The 18,406-nt window shown below is 67.8% G+C and carries 17 protein-coding genes; 2 read left to right on the forward strand and 15 right to left on the reverse strand.

The genetic code is table 11. From position 1 onward, the window contains the following. Positions 1-263 precede the first annotated feature (263 nt). Positions 264-566: a hypothetical protein gene (locus GTZ93_RS16450; protein WP_139915164.1), complete on the forward strand. Its 303-nt coding sequence runs from the start codon at positions 264-266 to the stop codon at positions 564-566. A 113-nt stretch (positions 567-679) separates the two neighbouring features. Here the strand turns inward: GTZ93_RS16450 and GTZ93_RS16455 are convergent, their stop codons facing one another. The 15 genes from GTZ93_RS16455 to GTZ93_RS16525 all read right to left on the reverse strand — a co-directional run bounded on the left by GTZ93_RS16455 (position 680) and on the right by GTZ93_RS16525 (position 12,466). Further along, positions 680-910: a hypothetical protein gene (locus GTZ93_RS16455; protein ID WP_139915215.1), complete on the reverse strand. Its 231-nt coding sequence runs from the start codon at positions 908-910 to the stop codon at positions 680-682. A gap of 5 nt (positions 911-915) precedes the next feature. After that, positions 916-1,308, reverse strand: coding sequence for a gamma-glutamylcyclotransferase family protein (locus GTZ93_RS16460; RefSeq protein WP_139915165.1), 393 nt, complete (start codon positions 1,306-1,308; stop codon positions 916-918). Beyond that, positions 1,305-1,640 carry a gamma-glutamylcyclotransferase family protein gene (locus GTZ93_RS16465; RefSeq protein WP_257978924.1) on the reverse strand — a complete coding sequence of 112 codons (336 nt, stop codon included), beginning with the start codon at positions 1,638-1,640 and terminating at the stop codon, positions 1,305-1,307. Before GTZ93_RS16465 ends, GTZ93_RS16460 begins: the two co-directional genes overlap by 4 nt. Positions 1,641-1,832: 192 nt before the next feature. After that, complete coding sequence (locus GTZ93_RS16470) at positions 1,833-2,801, reverse strand: amidoligase family protein (RefSeq protein ID WP_139915166.1); 969 nt, start codon at positions 2,799-2,801, stop codon at positions 1,833-1,835. 293 nt (positions 2,802-3,094) lie between these two features. Next, a complete protein-coding gene (locus tag GTZ93_RS16475) occupies positions 3,095-3,433 on the reverse strand; it encodes a hypothetical protein (RefSeq protein ID WP_139915167.1) in 339 nt (112 codons plus the stop codon). A gap of 611 nt (positions 3,434-4,044) precedes the next feature. Further along, positions 4,045-4,683 (reverse strand): DUF2924 domain-containing protein, encoded by a 639-nt coding sequence (locus GTZ93_RS16480; RefSeq protein WP_139915169.1) that lies wholly within the window; start codon positions 4,681-4,683, stop codon positions 4,045-4,047. A gap of 113 nt (positions 4,684-4,796) precedes the next feature. Next, positions 4,797-5,021, reverse strand: a complete 225-nt coding sequence (locus GTZ93_RS16485) for a DUF6900 domain-containing protein (RefSeq protein WP_139915170.1) — start codon at positions 5,019-5,021, stop codon at positions 4,797-4,799. Positions 5,022-5,092: 71 nt separating this feature from the next. After that, positions 5,093-5,389 (reverse strand): hypothetical protein, encoded by a 297-nt coding sequence (locus GTZ93_RS16490; protein ID WP_139915171.1) that lies wholly within the window; start codon positions 5,387-5,389, stop codon positions 5,093-5,095. Between the two features lie 143 nt (positions 5,390-5,532). Beyond that, positions 5,533-5,970: a hypothetical protein gene (locus GTZ93_RS16495; RefSeq protein WP_139915172.1), complete on the reverse strand. Its 438-nt coding sequence runs from the start codon at positions 5,968-5,970 to the stop codon at positions 5,533-5,535. Between the two features lie 8 nt (positions 5,971-5,978). Further along, positions 5,979-7,889 carry a hypothetical protein gene (locus tag GTZ93_RS16500; RefSeq protein ID WP_139915173.1) on the reverse strand — a complete coding sequence of 637 codons (1,911 nt, stop codon included), beginning with the start codon at positions 7,887-7,889 and terminating at the stop codon, positions 5,979-5,981. 64 nt (positions 7,890-7,953) lie between these two features. Next, positions 7,954-9,291, reverse strand: coding sequence for a phage tail protein (locus GTZ93_RS16505; protein ID WP_139915174.1), 1,338 nt, complete (start codon positions 9,289-9,291; stop codon positions 7,954-7,956). Between the two features lie 9 nt (positions 9,292-9,300). Continuing rightward, positions 9,301-9,696 carry a hypothetical protein gene (locus GTZ93_RS16510; protein WP_139915175.1) on the reverse strand — a complete coding sequence of 132 codons (396 nt, stop codon included), beginning with the start codon at positions 9,694-9,696 and terminating at the stop codon, positions 9,301-9,303. A 5-nt stretch (positions 9,697-9,701) separates the two neighbouring features. Further along, positions 9,702-10,397: a hypothetical protein gene (locus tag GTZ93_RS16515; protein WP_139915176.1), complete on the reverse strand. Its 696-nt coding sequence runs from the start codon at positions 10,395-10,397 to the stop codon at positions 9,702-9,704. 7 nt (positions 10,398-10,404) lie between these two features. Next, complete coding sequence (locus GTZ93_RS16520) at positions 10,405-10,935, reverse strand: hypothetical protein (protein WP_139915177.1); 531 nt, start codon at positions 10,933-10,935, stop codon at positions 10,405-10,407. 1 nt (position 10,936) lies between these two features. Beyond that, on the reverse strand, positions 10,937-12,466 hold the full coding sequence (locus GTZ93_RS16525; RefSeq protein WP_180945985.1) for a baseplate J/gp47 family protein: 1,530 nt from the start codon (positions 12,464-12,466) through the stop codon (positions 10,937-10,939). Positions 12,467-12,933: 467 nt separating this feature from the next. On the opposite strand from GTZ93_RS16525, the gene GTZ93_RS42455 reads away from it, so the two are divergent. Continuing rightward, positions 12,934-18,198 (forward strand): hypothetical protein, encoded by a 5,265-nt coding sequence (locus GTZ93_RS42455; RefSeq protein ID WP_219629031.1) that lies wholly within the window; start codon positions 12,934-12,936, stop codon positions 18,196-18,198. Positions 18,199-18,406 lie beyond the last annotated feature (208 nt).

Consider the following 18,406-nt stretch of genomic DNA (forward strand, 5'->3'; position numbering starts at 1 on the left):
GTGCCGTGAGCCTTCGAAACAGGAGCGCGTGGGATTTTGGGCATGTGTGGCTTTACTCGCATTGCTGTGTATTCGGGGGGCGAATGCGCGTTGGGACGGCGAGTGATGATTACCATCCTCTGGGCATGTGTCGTAGTCGAGCAGTGCTTGAGTGGAGGGAGGGAGCGCCCGTCTCTTGTGACAATACGAAGCGACCTCACGGAAATGGTTGTTGGCATGCGTCGCCCGGCGAACTGGCACGTCGCGTGCTGTGGGGAATGCGGATGACGATGAGCGAGCGGGAGGCCCTCGCAGAAGAACTGCGACGGGTGGAGGTGGCGTTGCAGCGAGCGTACTCGACGATGGACGGGAGTGCCGAATCGCGGACGCGGATGGCCAGGGCGAAGGCGGAGTACCGAACGGCAGAGGCCGCGGCGCTGCACGCGCTGGGCGCCGAGGATGCGTTGAGGCTGGTGGAGGCGAATGACCCGGCGTGCGCTCACGCCCCGGAGCAGGAAGCACTGCGGGAGTGGGTTGCTCGCGGCGCGAGAGCGTTGCCCCTCCGCAGTGGCGAGCACCACGCATGAGGGGCGCGCCTCCTGGACGTGTGTAAAACATCAGGTGAAACAGGACGCTTCGGCAGGCGGATGGGCCAGGGCCGCATGTGCATGCCGTGAAAGGCATGCCATGCCAGCCAGGCTCACTTCCGCGTCGCCAAGCCCGTGCGGAGCATCTCGTCCACGAGGGATGCGGCCCTCTCCTCGTCGGTTTCACCTTGCACGCGCATCGCGACGGACTCGAATCGCTGGGCATTGGCTACCACCCAGTCAATGTACTCACCCAAGGACAAGCGCTCCACGCCGAAGGCGATGTCCTGCATTCCCTTCACGATTTGGACGGCAGTGCCCTGAAGGACACGCTCGTCGCGCATGACGATTACCATGGCTTCCTCTCCTGTAGGTGTCGACGCCAGCAACCGGACTCAATGATGGGGCGGCCGGCCAACCGCCCCTTGGGAAACAGGTATGCCTCGACGCGGCCGGCACCGTCGAGGGCAATGGACGTGCGCTCGTAGAAGCGAGGGTGGCCCTCGAGCCTGTCGAGCTCCGCCAGCATGCGAGCGTCAACTTCGTACACCTCGCCCTCGACGTCATGCTTGCCCCTGGAGGCGAGGGCAGGGAAGGCCCCGTAGTCGTAGAGGGTGAAGCGGGGCTGCGTCCGCGCCAGGCCGACGAGGCGGGCGCCGCGCAGGAGGTGGTGGTTGGGCTCGCCGGACAGCAGCGTCCCGTAGACGAAGACGCGTGTGGCTGAGGTTGAAGCGCGCTTCACGCCGCGCCTCCCAGGGCGCACGCGAGCGCGGCGCGGTTGAAGCCCAGGCGCCCGTATGCGTGCCAGAGGACGCGGAAGTAGCGGCCAGCGGGGGGCCAGGATTCGAAGTCTTCCTCGGGCTGGAGATACACCAGCGCGCGGCGGCGGTGGCCGGCCTTGTCCGTCACCAGTCGGGCGGCGCGCCGGTACGCGAAGGGGTGCCCCTCGAAGGCGTCGAGGGCGCGTAAGTCCTCCGGGGTGAGGCGGTACAGCAAGCCCTCGACGTGGGCTCCGCGCACGCGCTGGAGGCTGGCGACTGCGCCGCCCCAGCGGCGGCTGTAGCCGCCAAACACCAGGGTGTGGCCGGGGAAGGGTGGCCCGGGCTTCGACGGTCGCGCCGGGGCAGCGCGTGCGCATTTGGGCCCTGTCGAGGTTGGAGCCGTAGGCGAAGTAGAGCATGGGGTTTCTCGCGTTGAGGGCGGGCACGCGGCCCGCCGTTGTCTGTGTCGGCCAGGGCCCCGAAGGGTCCTGGCGTGAAGGCCGCTTCAGGCGGCGAGGGCTTCGTGCGCGTCGCCCTGTGCGCTCCCGCTGCCGCCCTGTGCGCTCTGCGTGCCCTCGCTGCCGGGCGAGCCGTCCTCTCCCCCACCCGAGCCGCGCTTGTCGCGGCGCTGGCCCTTCCAGGCGGCGCTGCCCTCCAGCTTCTTGAGGAGGTGGGTGCGGGCCGTCTTGAACTCCTCGCCGATGAGGCCCAGGTGGAGGAGGAACACCCGGAAGTCGTACTTGGCAGTGGCGGGGTTGAAGTCGCGGCGCTTGCTGGAGGCTGCCTTTGAAGCCAGGGCACGGGCCGCGAGGGCCAACACCAGTTGGACGTAGGCCTTCACCTCGCCCGCGTGGACCGAGCCGTTGAAGTAGCGGAATTCAATCGTGCCCCGGAAGAAGAGGCTGTTGAGGTTGAGGCCGTGATAGCGGCTGGAGTCGTAGCGCTGCGGGGCGACGTTGTGGCGCCCGTACCAAGCCTCATTCACCTCCTGCAGGGTGCGCGGGCGGCGGGCCTCCAGCCGCTGGATGAAGGCTGCGTCGATGGGCCGGCAGTACCGGGCCAGCCGCGTCGCGCTCACCCCGAGGGCCGTCTCCAGGAGGCGCTCCTGCTTGTGCACCATCTTCACGAGGTTGGTGATGCCCTTGGCATCGAAGCGGCTGCCGTCGACGTGGATGTGGATGCCGGTGGATGCGTCGGCGCGGGCGCCGGCCTCGCGCGCGGCGCGCACCACCTGCTGTAAGGCTTCCATGTCCTGGTAGGTGAGGATGGGGGAGACGATTTCGCCGCTGTACTCGCCCCCGCTCAGCGAGCCGTCTGGCACCACCTTCCAGGTGCGGCCCTGCGAGTCCGTCACCTGCCAGCCCTGGTAGTCTCCGGAAACGCGCCCGCCCACCGCGCCCTGAATCGCGTGGGCCAGCTTCTGGCGGCTGGCGCCAACTGTCTCAATCTCAATCCCAAACCGGAGCATCTTCATGGAGTTTGCCTCTCGCGTTCGCGCGGGGCTGTGGTGCCCGTCGCGAAACACATACACGCTCTGGTGTGTGAATGAAGCAAGTCCACTTCGACGAGAAGAGGGGGCGGATTTGGGCGTCTGGAATACTCGCGAGAATACGCGGGGTTTCGCGCCAGCCCGCGACGGGTGGGCGCGGTTAGCCTGCCTGGGCTGAGGGCGGCAGGCGGAATTCCAGTGTGTGTGATTGTCCCGATGGGGGAGGGGCGGGGAAGCCCGCGCGGAGCGGCGGCGCGGATTCCCGCTGCCCTCTCCGCTCAGCCCAGCAGGGTGTTGAGGAGCATCATCCCGCGCATGGCCTCGGCATGGTCCCCCTCGGCCAGCTCCAGGTAGATGCGGCCGTGGTTCGGCTCCGAGAGGCGCTCGCTCTGCACAACCCACCGCTCGCTGGCAGGGGTGTTCAGCTCCAGGCTGGCGGAGAAGGCGTGGAGCAGCGCGCTCACCTGCCGGTGGGTGGTACCGGGCGGAAGGAAGATGTCCAGTTGAGGCTGGACCGTGCCGTACCCGCTCTTGCCGAGGTCCAGGCTCAGCCTGACGTTGCTGAAGTCAATCACCTTCATCGGGATGGCGTGAAAAGGGATGGCCGTCGCGCTCATGGTCGATATTCCTGTGGGGTTGCGCGGTGCTATTTTGCCCGTCGCGAAATGCATACACGCTCTTGTGGGCGGCCGTATCAAGTCCTCGGTGCTGCGTTTTGGTGTGTGTTCTGTCTAAAGGCATGTTGGAGCATGGGTTCGGGGCGGTGATACTGGGCGTTCGCGCTCGGGCCCCGTTTCGGCCCACCTGCGTGGCCTGCCGGACGTGGCTGTCGCAGCCCGGCAAGGCCCTCGAATGGCAAGGGGCTGCGGCTAGAGAGCCCCTTGGAGGTTGGAGCGGGCTTCGTGCCCTCTCGCTCGGCTTGAATCTTCATCAGCTTGTCGATGATCTCTGCCTTCCTGGTTTCCCCGAGGTAGGGGAAACTGTTTCCTGTGTCGATGACATGGCGGCGCAGTTTCTTGACGGTCATCGCTTCCAATTCACTGCGTGTCTTCATGTTCTTCCCGTGGGGACTGCGTTGAAGGAGGGCCGGTCGAAGGTCTCGAGCGGGGTTTCACTTCACGGCGATGTGGGCGCCCGCCTCGCGTGTGGGCGGTGGGGCGGAGCGCGTCCGGGTTGGGAGGGCCACTCGGCCTATTCGATGTCCTGCTGGGGCGCGTGGGTGCGAGCCTCACTCCTCTTTGGGTGCGAAAAGCGCGGCAGCCTCGGTGGCACCCATGGCCGTGAGTTCGCGGTGCACCGCGCGGCGGAAGAAGCGAGTCCGGCTCGGGATGCCCGCGTCGCGCCAGGCCTTGTCCAGGACTTGGAGTTCTTTCGCGTCGAAGGAGAGAGGGATGACGCGCTTGCCGTCTTCGCCCACCTTTGCCTCGCGCTCGGGGCGCGGGCCCACCGGCACGCGTCCGGCCTCCGCCTCCCGAATCTTCCACTGGAGGTAAGAGGGGTTGCTGCTGCCCGTCGGGCGCCCCACGGCTTCGCGGTACTTCGCCTGCAATTCGCCAATCGTCATGGATGCGAAGCGCCCGCGCTGGCGGGTCGGCTGCGTGCCCTCGGCCGTGGGGGCGGCTCGGGCCACAGGCGCCGGAGAAGCGCTGGGGGCGGTGGCCGTCGCGCGGCGGGAGGGGCTGCGCTGCTTCTTCGCGGCAAGGGCCTCCTCGATGCGGCGGATGAGGTACGTCTTGTTGGGGCTGCGCGTCTCCTCGCCCACGAATTCGCGGTACCGGGCGCGCAGCTCCGTCAGGCTCATGGACTCCAGCTTCGTCGTCTTCTTCGTCGTCGTCGTCTTCGTCTTCGGTGCGGCGTTGCGAGGCATGGTGGTGTATTCCTTTCCGGGCCGTGGGCACACGTCTGCCGTTCACAAGGGCGGCCCGGCGGCCCTCATGCGCGGCTGCCCCGCTGGGCGGGGCGTCGGTGGTGAGTGGGGGACTACGAGCTGCGGGGGCTGTTGGCGGCGCGGATGCCGGCTTGGTAGGCCGCTTCGAGGGCGTCCCTCAGTTGCCACACCGCCACCTCGTGGATGTCGAGGCTGTCGCTGTTGCGTGTCTTCAGCGTTTCGATGTTCATCTCCTCGCGCACAATGCGCTCGAGGGTTTCTTCGGGTGCCCGGGCGGGCTTCTCGGCGTTGGCGGGGCGGGGCTTGCGGGGTGTCATTGTTTTGTCCTCTCGGGCGTCTTGGGTGGCGCGCGTGAGACATACGCGCTCTGTTTCGCGCGGATGGCAAGTCATTGTGCGCTGGGATTGCGCAGGTGCGCGAAGCACTCCAAGTCGACGGCGCGCGGGTCGACATGCACGAAGGAGGTGGTTCCGTCCGGGCGAATGGGAGCCGCGTCGATGCAGTCCTCGGTCGTGACGCCCCCGAGGCGCGCCAGCTTCTCGTCGTCATTCACGTAGTAGTCGTCCGCGTCCGGGTTGGCGTCTGGGCGGAGGCTGCCGCGCAACACCGCGAAGATGCGGACCTTCTGCCCCCGGAGGCCGGGGATTTCGTTGCCGAGGTAGGTGGTGTCGGTGCCGATAACCATATGTGTCTCCCTGGCGCGCAGTGGGGTGCGCGCGAAGACATACACGCTCTGTCTTCGAGACATAGCAAGTCGGGGAGAGTGGGATTCGAGCCGCCCGGGGCACGGTGGGCGCGGGAGGGCTCGGTTTCGCTGGCGGTGTATGTCTATCGACTGGACTCCTCCGGGGCGCGGGGCTGTTCGTCGGCGGGCACCGCGATTCGGAGGCCCTGCGGGAACCAGCGCTCGCGAGCCTCCTGCGACAGGGGATGCACGGCCACCTTTCTGGCGCCGCCCCCCTTGGGCTTGAGCACCGTATGCAAGCGCGCGCGCTGGACGAGCTCAGCGTGGACATGGCCGACGAGGAGTCGGTGCAGGTGCCCGAAGCTCCCTGGCGCCGGATGCGCCGGCTCGCTCTCGGCGGCGCGGATGAGAAATTCGGTGGAGCGGCAGGCGGGACAGGGAGGGAGCTGGACGAGGCTGTCGTCCACGTCCTCCCGACGGGCGACGCCGACCTCCAGGGTGTCGAGGGAGAAGCGATTGCCGCTGCCGCACCGGGCGCAGCGCTGAAGCACGTCCTCGGCGGTGACTTCGTGGATGGCCATGGGCGTCCTCACGCGACAGCGGTGTACGAGCCGAACCAGTACGTCGCGGCGAGGCCTTGGAGGTTTTGGTGGCTGTAGAAGGCGAAGCCGTCTCTGTCCGGCACCATGACGGTGGGGTTGCCGACGAAGCTTCCGCTGGTGGCGTAGGGGCTGAGGGTGATGGAGGAGGGCGCGGTGGGAAAGCGACTGCGGAACGTCACCGAGCCGCCGCCGGACAGGTTGTCGTGCGCGACGGTGTCGCTGTTGCTGTACTGGAGGCCGAGCCGGCCCACCTCGCGCACGCTGCCTGCCAACTCGAAAGAGGTGTTGCTGGCGGTGCTACTCAGCGGGAGTCGCAACGTGCGCGTCCAGGAGGCGAAGGTGGCGGTGAGGCTGGCGTCATGGAGGAACTCGGCCTCGTTGCGTGAGAGGCGGAAACCGGCGGCAGCAGCGCCGGTGGTGTCGCGGGCCCAGGCGCTCCCATTCCAGGCGGCGTTGAGGGTGAACCACACCGAGTCGCTGTCGGCGTAGAGGCGCAGCCGCGCGGCTGCGCCGCCCGCGCCCTGGGCGTCGAGGAGAAGGACGCGGCCGGCGCCGAGGACGGGCTGGACGATGGCCTTGTGCTGGCCCGCCGCAGTCTCGTTGCCGCGGAAGTGTCCGCCGCTGAAGGCTGCGAGGACTTCCGCGAGGGCCGCTTCGACGGTGCCTGCCGTCAGCAGGTTGCCCGCATCCGCGACGGAGACGGCGGAGGCCGCGTGAGCGTCGGCGGACTGGGTGACGTGCCCGTTGAGGAAGCCCAGCAGCGCGGCCACCTGCTGCCGCAGGCTGCTGGCGGGGAGGGCGTGGGGCGTCCCGGCCAGCGCGTCTCCTCCGACACGAGAGGAGCCGGGGCTGTTGGCCGTCGTCTCTCCGAGGCGGGTGACGACCTCCTGGAGCTGGGCCTGCACGCTGGTGCCGCTGACGTAGCCGTGGGGCGTTGCGCCAACGGCGCTGGCGTGGTGGGCCCCAGTGGCCGCGCCCTGGTGGGTGTTGAGGAAGCCCAGCAGCGAGGCGAGCTGCGCGTCCACGGTGCCCGCCGGCAGGAGGTTGGGCGTGCCGGGCACCGCGTCCGCGCCCACGCGGGAGGCGCCCGGTGTGCCAGCGGTAGCCGAGGAGAGCTTGTCGACGACTTCGTCCACGGCCTCCTGCACGGTGGTGGAGGTGAGGAAGCCGTGGGGCGCGTAGTCCACGGCACTCGCCTCGTGCCTCCGGGCGGTGCCGGAGAAGTGGCCGGCCAGCTCGGCGTCCACCTCGTCCAGCGTCGCCTGCACCGTGTCCGCGCTGGGGCTCAGCACGTCCCAGGTGCCGCTCTCCACGGCCACGGAGGTGCCCCGGGCGAAGATGAAGGCCTGGCGGCGGGAGGTGTCCAAGTCCGCGGCGAGAATCTGCGTCTGCCCGGGGCGGCGCCGGACGTCACACAGCAGTAGCTCGTCGGGCTGGAGGGCGGGCTTGGGCGCCTGGCCAGCGGGGCCCTCCGGTGCCTGGCGCACCACCAACTCGAAGGACTCGTCGCGGCGGAAGTACACCTGCTGGGAGTTGCCGTCCGTGCGCGGCTCCGACAGCAGGCGGGTGAAGCGGAGGAAGATGCCCACCCACCGCTCGCTGCCCGAGGTGGAGACGTCGGTGGGGATGCCCGACAAGTCCGCCGCGCAGTCCACCGTCTGCCCGGTGCCGAAGAAGATGCGCTGGCCGAGGTTGTCGTAGGCGCGGCCCGGAGCCGTCAGGTCGACGGAGAGGTTGGGCACGGGCGCATGCGGCGCGGGCACCGCCCCGGAGATGGCGCCGTGGACGCCCAAGTCCGAGGCGAGGTTTCTGTCCGCCTGCTCCAACTGCGCGAAGGCCAAGTCCAGCTCGGCCTCGCTGACCTTCTGCCTGAAGAAAAAATCCAGCCGGTTGCTCATGCCTGTGCCCTCCAGAGGAAGGCAAAGGCAGGGCGCGAGAAATCGGGGACATGCCGGGCGGACGTCAGTGCAGCGTCGTCGTCTCGCCCAGCTCGCTGAGTCCCAGCTCCCAGTGCTCCGGGAGAATGGGCGGCAGGGGCTCCACCAGGTCCACGAAGTGGGTGTGCGCGGGCTTGAGGTACTCGACGAGGGTGCGCAGGCGCAGGCGCTCCGCGGGCGAGAGGAGACGCTCCACCTCGACGTTGAAGGCGTAGCGGGCGAAGCGCTCCGAGGGGCCCAGCACCCAGTCCACGCCCAGCTCGGACTCGCCCAGCACGAGGGTGTCCGAGGCGAACGGGGAGATGGCCCTCACCTCGATGCCGAGGAAGAAGCGGATGGCGTTGCGCAAGCCCAGCGCGGTGCCCTTCTGCTGGTACATGTCCACGAGGACGGAGGCCAGGCGGCGCCGGGCGAGGACGTCCAGTTCGAAGGCGAAGGGGTTGCCCAAGTCCTGGAGGATGGCGTCCAGGAAGGCCTCCGGCGCGCGCTCCAAGTCAAAGACGTCGGGGAACGCGTCCAAGTCCGCGAGGAGTAGGTCCGTCACCTCCTGGAGGCAAGAGATGAAGCGGTGCAAGTCTCCCGTCACGTCGTCGCGGCGGTTGTGGCCCGGCAGCATGTCCCAGAGCTGGAAGCTCCGGGAGGGCGGCCGAACTGGACGGAAGCCCGCGAAGGTGGCGCGGTGGTAGGGGGCGAGCACAGGGTTGTCGTGTGTGTCCGTCACGGCCTCTACACGCACTTCGTAAACCACGTCCGGTGTCAGCTCCGTGTCGAGGACGAGGTGGACGAGGGGGCCGTCGGCAGCGGCCTCGAGGGCGGCCACAGGGACTGCGGGGGCGCCACGAGGCGTGAAGGTGAAGCGCGCCGTGGGCGGCACCCGCACGTCCTCGTCGAAGGCGAGGCGCACCGACTTGGGCCCCACGGCCTGCGCGCCCACGAGGCGCGGGGCCGTCCTGTCCTCCACGGTGAAGGTGTACGTCTCGTCAAGGAGGTGCTCGCCGCCGGCCGTGGCGGAGACGACGCGCACGGAGACGGTGGCCTGGCTGGCCAGCGGCACCGCCGGGTGGAGCACCACACGCAGGGTGTCCGCCATCTGCCTCACCTCCGCGAGTGGCCCCGCGAAGGCAGGCGCCACCTCGACGCTGGCCCCGCCCTCGAAGGCGAGGACGTCGTCCACCCAGACGCGCGTGGTCGCCCGGGCAATGCCGTCCGCGCCGACGTCCACCAGCTCCAGCTCCAGCGCGGCATCGACGGGGACATCCGCTTCCTCGGGGCCCGGAGCGCGGTTGAGGAGGAGGGGGCGGCGCGTCTCGGCGAAGAGGGAGACGGTGTCGACGTAGAGGGCGGGCAGCTCAACCGTGGCCATGGCGGCACCTCACGAGGAGACGAGCTCCAGGCGGACGCCCACCGTGTGGACACCGGAGAGCTTCGATACGTTGGCGGCCATGTCCCCGACGAGGCGCTCGCGACCTGGGCGCCCGAGGCAGCGGGCGTACTTCACCCCGTCGACGACGAGGGACGCTTCCCAGGCCAGGCCCGCCGGGACGCCTGGCGGCACACGGAGGCGCAGGTCACAGCGGACGAGCGCCACGCCCGTGATGTCCACCGCTTGCGTCACCTCGGCGAAGTCTCCGGGGCCCAGCTCGAAGCGGCGTCCGGGCTCCTCGTCGCCGAGGATGAAGAGGTACTCGCCCGCGGCGGGCGTGGCCCGCTGGGGCAGAATCCTGCCCTGGCCGAGGCCCAGGCGACTGGTGAAGGCGGTGAGGGCCATGGGTGTCACACCTGCCGGGCCAGCTCGAGCGAGTCGAAGTAGACGCGGCGCGTGACGTCCCGCACCGCGAAGCCGAAGCCTCCCCGGCCGGAGGTGAGGGGCTGGCTGCCGGAGTTGATGCCTAGGGCGTCGTCGATGAAGTCGGCCATGCCGGGCACGGGCTGCCAGTTGGGAGGCGTGCCGAGCGGGTGTGCGGCCAAGTCATTCTGGAGGGCCTTGAGGACGACGTCGCCGTTGGCGTTGACGATGACGTCCAGCCGCAGGTGCAGCCAGGTGCCCTGGGTGAAGCTGGCCGAGGACTTGAGGAGGACACCGGGCCCATCCGCGTCGGGCAGGCCCGTGGTCACCGCACCCTTGCGGAGCACCACTCGATGCGGCTCGTCGTCGGAGAGGCCCAGGAGGTAGGCGGAGTCGTTGACGGAGGTGCCCTGGCCGCACAGGAAGAGGAAGGGGGAGAAGCCGGTGGGGCCGCCGCCGGGCCCGCGCTGGAGGCAGCCGCGGATGCTGCCGCCCTTCGCCATGGGGGCGAAGTCCGGGAGGTTCGCGAAGAGGGCGACTGTGCCCTGCGCGGCGGAAAGGGAGTTGAATCCGAAGACGAAGTTGCCGCCGCCCGGGGGACGGGCAATGCCCGCCGTCACGCCCCTGTCCACGGTGGCGATGTCCAGTCCGCCGTTGAGGTAGGTCCAGTCTGCGCTTGCCATGATGTCCTCACTGCGCGGTGGCCACGGGCCACCCGGTGTCGAAGTCCTCGGAGGGCTGCGTGGTGTTGAAGAGGGCCACGCGCGCCGTCACGTCCTCCCAGCGCCAGGCGTAGGCCTCGTTGGTGTGCCAGCGCTGCTCGAAGTCCTCGCGCGGCGAGTCGTTGAAGAGGCCCGGCACGGAGGTGACGTCCGCCCAGTCCTCAAGGAAAGGCCCCTGGCCCCACGTCTCGACGACGTCCCCCTCGAAGCGGTGCGGGACGAGCTGCGCGGGCGGCAGCTCGAAGAGGAAGCCGTCGTTGTCCCAGCCCCGGGAGAAGTCCTCGAAGCCCTCGCGCTGGCCGGAGAAGAAGGCGAGGGCCACAGGGACTTCGGAGAGGGCGGCGCGCCACACGTACCAGCGCTCGAAGTCCTCGCACACCTCCTCCGGCACACCGAAGCCCGCCAGGGCTTCGAGGTGCGTCACCGCCGTCAGCGTCCAGTGCGCTGCCTCGCCGGGCCGGGCGCCCGCGTCCTCGAAGCTGGGGTTGAGGAGGGCCATGTCAGAGCAACCCTCCGGAGTCCCCGTCCTGGAGGGTGACGCTGCCCAGCACCGGCAGCTCCCGCACCGTCAGCTTCACGTCCGCGGGCAGGCCGTTGAGCGTCAAGTCCATGCGCGCGTCGCCCAGCTTCCGCACGCCGGGCACGTCGCGGATGACGTTGAAGACGTCGGACCAGGCCACCTCTCCGGCGGGGAAGCCCTGGGCGTCCTTGAGGTTGAAGCCGAAGTCGATGCGCGGGTTGGGCGTGCCGTCCGGCTCGCTCACCCGGAAGTGGGTGGCGAGCGCCTGGCGGACGTGCGAGGCGACGTCCTGGGCCGAAGCGCCCTGGCGTAGGAAGAGGCGCGCGGCGACGTCCACGCGCCGGTACACCGGCTCCTGGACGCTCACCTGGAAGGTGAGGGTGCAGGGGTAGACTTCCGTCACCTGGCGCAGCACCTGGGCTTTGAGCGCGGGCGTGGGCACGCCACCGCCCTGCGGCACCACGTAGAGGATGCCGGCATTCTCGGCAATGGAAGCATCCTCGTTGGACGTCAGCATGAGAGCGCGCGCTACGCCGGGCAGGCGCCGGGCGTTGATTTCGAAGTCCTCGCGGGAGACGGTGCGCGTTAGCGCGCGAAGACTCTCGGGGGCGAGCAGCTTCGCGGAGGCCACCGTCTGCCTATCCACGCCACCCGAGGCGGGGGCGAGGTTGTGGACGGACACCTGCACCGCGTGGCCGTGGGCGTCCCGGAAGCTTCCCTCCACGACGACGAGGCGGCCCGCGTCTACGTTGCCGGCCGCGCCGCCACCCGTCTTGTACACCACCGCGACGGTGCCAGCGGGAGGCAGGCCGTTGGTGCCGTTGCCGAAGCGGACGGTGGCCCTGTCTCCTTGGTCCACGCTGACGAGGAAGTGGGCGTCGGAGGCCCGGGAGCTGAGGAAGGTGTCCACCTCGGTGAAGGCGCCCTGGGCGGTGGACACGCGGGCGGAGCCGTCGAGGTAGGGGGCGAAGTCCAGGTGCGCCTCGAAGTCGGCGAGGCCGCGGGCGTCGAAGAGCTGGGTGTGCGTCTTCGAGTGCTCCACCACCGCGAGGATGCGCGGCGGGTTGGCGCCGGCCGGAATGGTGACGGACGAGAGGAACTGGAAGCGGACGGCCTCCGTCACCTCCTGGGTGCGGACGACGGTGCCGGCGAGGAAGGTGACGGGGGCGGCGGGAGGCTGGGCCAGGCGCAGCTCCACCTCGGCGGTGGCTGCCTGGGCACCGTGAAGCCGGTAGCCCAGCATGCGCGCCAGGGCGATGACGTTGCGGCGCTGGGTGGCAGTGGAGAGGCGCGACTCGCGGGCGAGGTTGTCCTGGTAGCTGCCAAGGATGTCGCCGACGAAGGCGTACATCTCCAGGAGCAGGTTGCCGAAGCTGGCGACGTCGAAGTCCGTCCAGTCCGGGAAGACGCTCTTCGTCAGCGCCACGAGGCGCGCGCGCAGGGCGTCGAAGTCGCGGTGGGTGTAGTCGGTGGACGCAGGAAGAAGTGGCACGTCGGCGAAGGCCTCCACCGGGAGACAAAGGCCTGGGGCTCACTTCTGTAGGGGACATCGACGCCCGTCGAGTTGCAGAGCATCGATCTGTTCCTCTTTGCTCAGCAGATGTACCTTCAACAAGGCCAAGGGAGGTCCTGTAGTTGCTGGACCGACCGTCCGGTGCCGGACGCAGCCTGGGTACAACTGGGGGGCAGCTTGCACAACCCGCAGGCTTCCGGGTCGAAGCGCACGACGGCGCCGGGCTCAAAGGGCTCCACCTCGCCAGCTGGGCACGTGAGGGTGCCGTCGCCACCCCACTTCCCGGGCAGCGGGCCCTCCACTCTGACGCCCGGGAAGCCCCGTGCATGCGGCCCCACGCAGCATCAGCGGGTCCATTCGTCCTGCGCTCTACCCCTCTGCTCGTCCACCTGTGGTGCGGCCACGGCGGGGCTGATGTGCTGCAAACGTGGTAGGTTTTCACGTAACCAATAGCAGAGGCTTGATTGGCCCCACCCAAGAAGACATCGAAGCCAAAGGCATCATCCCTCAGTGGGGGACGAGCCCCTGCGACTCTGCGTTCGACAAGCGGTGCCGGCTTCGCGTTCGAGGACCTGATCGCCGCGTGGCAACTGGTGAAGGCGCTCTCTGGCGAGGAGACGCCGGGCGTGGGGGGCGTCGGTATCCAGATGCAAGCGCAGGTCTCGACCCTTGGTTGGCGGATCGACGACCTGCTGCTGGCCAGCGAAGCGAATGGTGCGCGGTTACGCCTCGCTATCTCGGTAAAAGGCAACCAGCAGGTCAGCGACACTGGGCTGCCGGCTGACTTCGTGACTCGGGCGTGGGACCAGTGGCGAGACCCGCAGGGGCCGTTTAACCGGGCGACCGATGGGCTGGCCCTAGTCACTCTCGGTACCAATCAATCGTTCGACGCGACTTGGCGGGAGGTGAAGAATGCGTGCAGCGGTTCCGACGCGGCGCTCGCAATAAGCCGTATCCGGAGCAACCCGCGGCAGTCGCGCGTCTTCGACAGCGTCCGGAATCCGGGGGGAAGCGCGAGCGACGGGGAGACCATCGAGCTCATCCGTCGGCTACACGTGCTGCCGACGGACCTGCAGTTCGCTCATTCCGAGACCGAGAGCCAATCGACCGCACGGTGCCGACTCCTTTTGGAATCCGGCGCTCCTGGCGAAGCGGAAGCACTCTGGAAGGAACTCATCAACGTAGCGACCGAAACGCGACTGCGGAAGGGTACCGTTACCCTTCAGGACCTTTGGTCCCGTCTGCGGCTCCGGTTTGAACTCCGCCAGCATCCGGATTTCCAGCGCGATTGGGAGACGCTCTCCAACATTACCTCCGACCAGAAGGCACGGATAGTGACGGCGCTGCCTTCGGGATATGCAGTCCCGCGGACTGCGGAGAAGGCAAAGTTTCAGACGGCTGTCGCCAAGAATGCGGTGACCGTGGTCTTCGGCGAGTCAGGCTGCGGCAAGTCGGCCCTTGTGAAATTTGTGCTCGACGCCAATTTCCCATCCTGGAACCAAGTGTGGTTCGGTCCGACAGACCTTAAGACGGCGCTGAGCGCGGCGCGGCGGGGAACCCTGCCCCTCCGGCATGAGTTGTCGCGTGTCCTCAACGCGACCGTCAAGCCAGCGAACGTGCTCGTCCTCGACTCGGCCGAGCGGATCGAAGCGACCGAGTTCGTTGTTATCCGTCAACTGCTCCAGGCCATCCTGCCGGCTGTCGGTCAGGCCGAAGCAGCATGGCGAGTCGTCGTTGTCACCCAGCCCCAAGGCTGGGCCGACGGCGAAGAGATGATGCCCGAAGGGCGAAAGGCCGAACTCGTCGAGTTGGAGCAAGTCACCAGCAGCGAAGTGAAACTGGCGCTGTTGCCGTCGCCAACGCTGGGTTGGCTCGCGGACCACGACGACACCCTCGTAGCGCTGACCAACTTACGGACCCTAGGGTGGGTCATCAAGGCCGGCGCTGCGATGGGCTCGAGTGCCCGCGGTCTCGCGTCGCACACAGCAATCGCGGACAGACTGTGGAAGTACTGGACGCAGGACCGCGCCGACGTACAGGCGCTGATGATGCGTCTCGCGCAGCGGGAGGCTTCGTTCGAGCGCAGCTTTGCGCTGACCGACCTGAATCCCACTGACACTACAATCTTTGCGAATCGCCCGTCGGAACTTCCGCTGCGGCAGAACGAACGGACGAATCGGGTCGAGTTCGAACACGACCTCGCCGCCGATTGGGCGCGCTTCCAATTCCTGAAGCAGGTTTGGACGGACGCCCCGCAGTGGACCCATCTCGCCGAGAACCCGCTCTGGACGAACGCGCTACGGATGCTCGGGCAGTTCCTGCTGCGGCAGCCCGCTGAGGTTGGAACAGCATGGGACACGACCTTCGATACGGTCGTGGCGGCAAAGAACGCGTTGGCTGGCGACATCCTGCTCGATGCATTGTGTCTGGATCCAGAAGCCGAGCGATTCCTGAACGACCGGGTCGACTTGCTGCTCGCGAACAAGGCCAGGGGCTTCACGCGGCTACTCCTGCGCTTCCACCACATCGCGACGGTTCCGGCCGGGGGCCCGCTGGCGCAGGACTCTGCAGTCGGGCTTTACATGGAGGCCCAGTACCGAACCCCCGTCTTCGGACGGTGGTCGCCGTTCCTTCGCTTCCTCATTGCACAGCGCGAACGGCTGGGTGGGCTCGTCTCGTCTGCGCTCGCCAAGGTCATTGAGACCTGGCTCACGAAGACGCCCCGCCAGATGAGCGACGGCGCGCGCATGCCATTCCGGCGGGAAATTACCGAAATCGCGCTGGCCATGGCGCGAACCGTGCAGGTCGAGAAGAGGCTCGGCGTCATGTACGTGATGCGGGAGCACCTGCTGTACACGGCCCCTCTAGCTGGCGCAGCAGACCTCCCAGACGAAGTCGGCAACTGGGCCATGGAATTGGCAGGGCGGCGTAAGGTCGATGCGGACATCAAGCGGCGTGTAGCCCAAGGGAGACGAGAGCAAGCCGCGACCCACGCCAATCGCTTGGAGACGGACCTGGAATACAGGGCACGGAATGAGCGGCGGCAGCAGATGTCGCACTCCATCATATCGTCCAGAGCGCGTTTGCCTCCCTGGCCGCTCGGGTCAGCTGGCAAGGTCGATGTGGACTTCCGTGCCGCCTGCCTCAAGGGGCTTGGTATCCAGCCTTTGATGCGTGCGCGACCAGAGTTGGCGGCGGAAGTCCTGCTCGCCCTCATTATCGAGGATCAGCCCGAACGGGAGTACGGAGCAGCCCGCCTCGAGATCGACTTGGGCCTCCACTTCCCGGAAGACGCTTGCCCGACCGCCTTCTGGAAGAGCCCGTTCTTTCCGTTCCTGCAAATCGCGTCCGATGTCGCCCTGGGTGCGCTCATCGCACTTGTGAACTTCTCGACCGAGCGCTGGGGCGCGGAAGTCATGCGGCGCCAGCAGGGAACGCTGCCCGGCGTCACCCTCCAGTTCGAGGATGGGTCGGAGAAGACCTTCATTGGCTGGTGGCAGGTGTTCGACTGGCCGCAGTCAAACTCCATGCGTAACGGGAACCTCTTCTGCGCGCTCGATGCGCTGGAGCGGTGGTTGACGTGCAAGCTCAACGCCGGTGAGGACGTCACCGCCGCCGTCGAGCGGCTGCTGCGTGAGGGCAACTCCGCAGCGCTCGTCAGCGTGCTCCTCAACGTGGCGAAGTACCAGCCGTCGCTGCTCTCTGGCGCGCTCGCGCCCCTACTGACGTTTCCGAGCTTGTTCTATTGGGACCGCATCCGCGTCGGGCAGATCAACGACAACTTTGTTGGATTGAGCTGGCTCCGGGGCGGCCAGGTGATGTTCGACTTCGCCCGCAGTTGGACGCTCGCACCGCATCGCCAGGAGAGGTTTTTGGATGTCGTCGTCAAGCTCCTGTTGACCGACGACGGCGTCGCGCGGCACCTTCAATCGCTGATACCGACGTGGACGCTCCCTGAAGACCCGAAGGACGCGCTTGAGTTCCAGTTGCTCTGCGCCGCTCTGGACCGCACCAACTACCAAACTGCAACGGACCCCAAGACCGGCGCGAAGACGCAGGGTTTTGTATGCCCCAACGACCTGCGCCTTAAGGTCCAGTCGTGGCAGAGCGAGAAGGCACAGCCGCTGACGCACCTTCTCATGCCGGAGCACTGCGCGCGGCGACTTCAAAGCGGACAGGCGCTCACCGACGAAGAGGCCGCGTATCTTTACGGCCTGCTCGAGTCTTGCGAGGCCGCAACGATGGACGATGAGCTAGGCAAGTCCAAGTGCAGGCTCGCAACGGCAGCGACGTTGGTCGTGCTGGGCAGGGCGTGGTTGGCGAAGATGCCAGAAGCGCAGATCCGTGCGCTTGCGGTCGTCCGCACGGCGGTCTCGGATCTCCCGTCGACGGGAGAGGAGATTCGCAATCGGCGCGTGGGGAGCAGGCGCGACGAGCTGAAGTTCGCTGCGCACGCGGTGATGCACCTTTGGTTGGCGGGTGACGGCAGCCCAGACCAGGAGACCGACGTCCTTCGCCTGCTGACGAGTGGGGATGCGCGTGCTGCCGCGGTCGTGGTGGGCATCGCCTACGCCAACCGGGAGCAACTGGGGCCAGCGTGGTGGCGACTTCTGCAGGCCGGGGTCATATGGTCCGGCCTCATCCTCCTCGTACCGCATCCCGGAGACGGCGAAGGCGCGGAACGCGCCTGGAGCGGCTGGCTTGCGCGGCTGCGGCGCTTCCCGCTGCGGGGCGTGGATGCGAATGCGGATAGCCTCGACTTCAAGTGGGTCGCGGCCGCCCGTGGCCGGCTGGGGTTCGCGAGGGAGCTGCGGCTCTACGCGTCCGGCGACCGGACGTGGCGCGAAAAGCCCGAGCGGCGGCCGGGAGTCTCCCTTGCCGACGATGTCCTCGAAGTCGTGTTGGGGTGGCTCATCGATGGCGAGGGAATTGGCGACCGGCAGTTGGATACGCGTCTCACTCTCAGCATCTGGGACTACGAAGCCTCTCGCGCGATGGCGCAGGGCGAAGCGGACAAGTACGGCAAGTACGACCTGCCCACCCAGAACTTGGGCTACAATGTCCTGCAGAAACTCGCGGCCTTATCGCTCGCCGCGCCTGACAATGAGAGTCAGGCCGTCTGGGGACCTGTCCTCGCGCATGGGCCGGCGGCGCACCACGCGCTGAAGCACTTCATCCGAAGCCTTTTTCGGCATCTCGGCAAGATCGATGACCCGGCCGCCTTCGAGCGTGTCTGGCGGGCGGTCGTGGAATACGGATTGGCGGCGGAATGGTCGAAGCCGGGCCTATGGTTCTATGGCGAGGAGCTGATTTGCGACCTACTCGGGTTCGGAAACGAGGCTGCTCTCGAGCGGCTCGCGCCGGGAGCCGCGCTCCGCATGAAGGACGTCTACGAGCGGTGGGCCCAAGGGCATCTGGATCGTCAAGAAGAGTGCGTGACCCGGTTCTCGCACTTCCTCACGACGTCCTTCGGCGCCCCGCTTCGCCTGGACGGCCTTCGCTGGATTGCCGCCATGCTGAAGGCGAAGAACCCGTCCAAGCATTGGTATCGCGAGGAGACTGGTATCGCGCTGGTCGACCTCGTGGCAGCAGCATTGGGTTCAGACGCCCATGCGCTGTCCAAGGGCGCTGACGCGCGGCAAGCACTTGTCGAACTCGCGGCAGTGCTGGCCGCCAAGAACACACCTGCCGCGCTTGCTCTGCAAGAGCGCATCAAACGCTTGCGCTGACAGAGGAGCAGGTTGGGGGCGAGCACGTCGCAGGAACGGTCACCCGCCACTGCGTGCTCATCGTCTTGCCGGAGGAGGCAGTCCGATTGCGGCCAACCTCGTACCTCAATAATCCGGTGCGGTACTGCTCCGACAAAGCCAAGTCTTTCTTCTGGTTCGCCAACTGCCTGTAGGTGGCATGGACTAGATACGTGACGGTTGGTCACCC

This window comes from Corallococcus exiguus (genome assembly GCF_009909105.1).
Lineage (GTDB): Bacteria > Myxococcota > Myxococcia > Myxococcales > Myxococcaceae > Corallococcus > Corallococcus exiguus.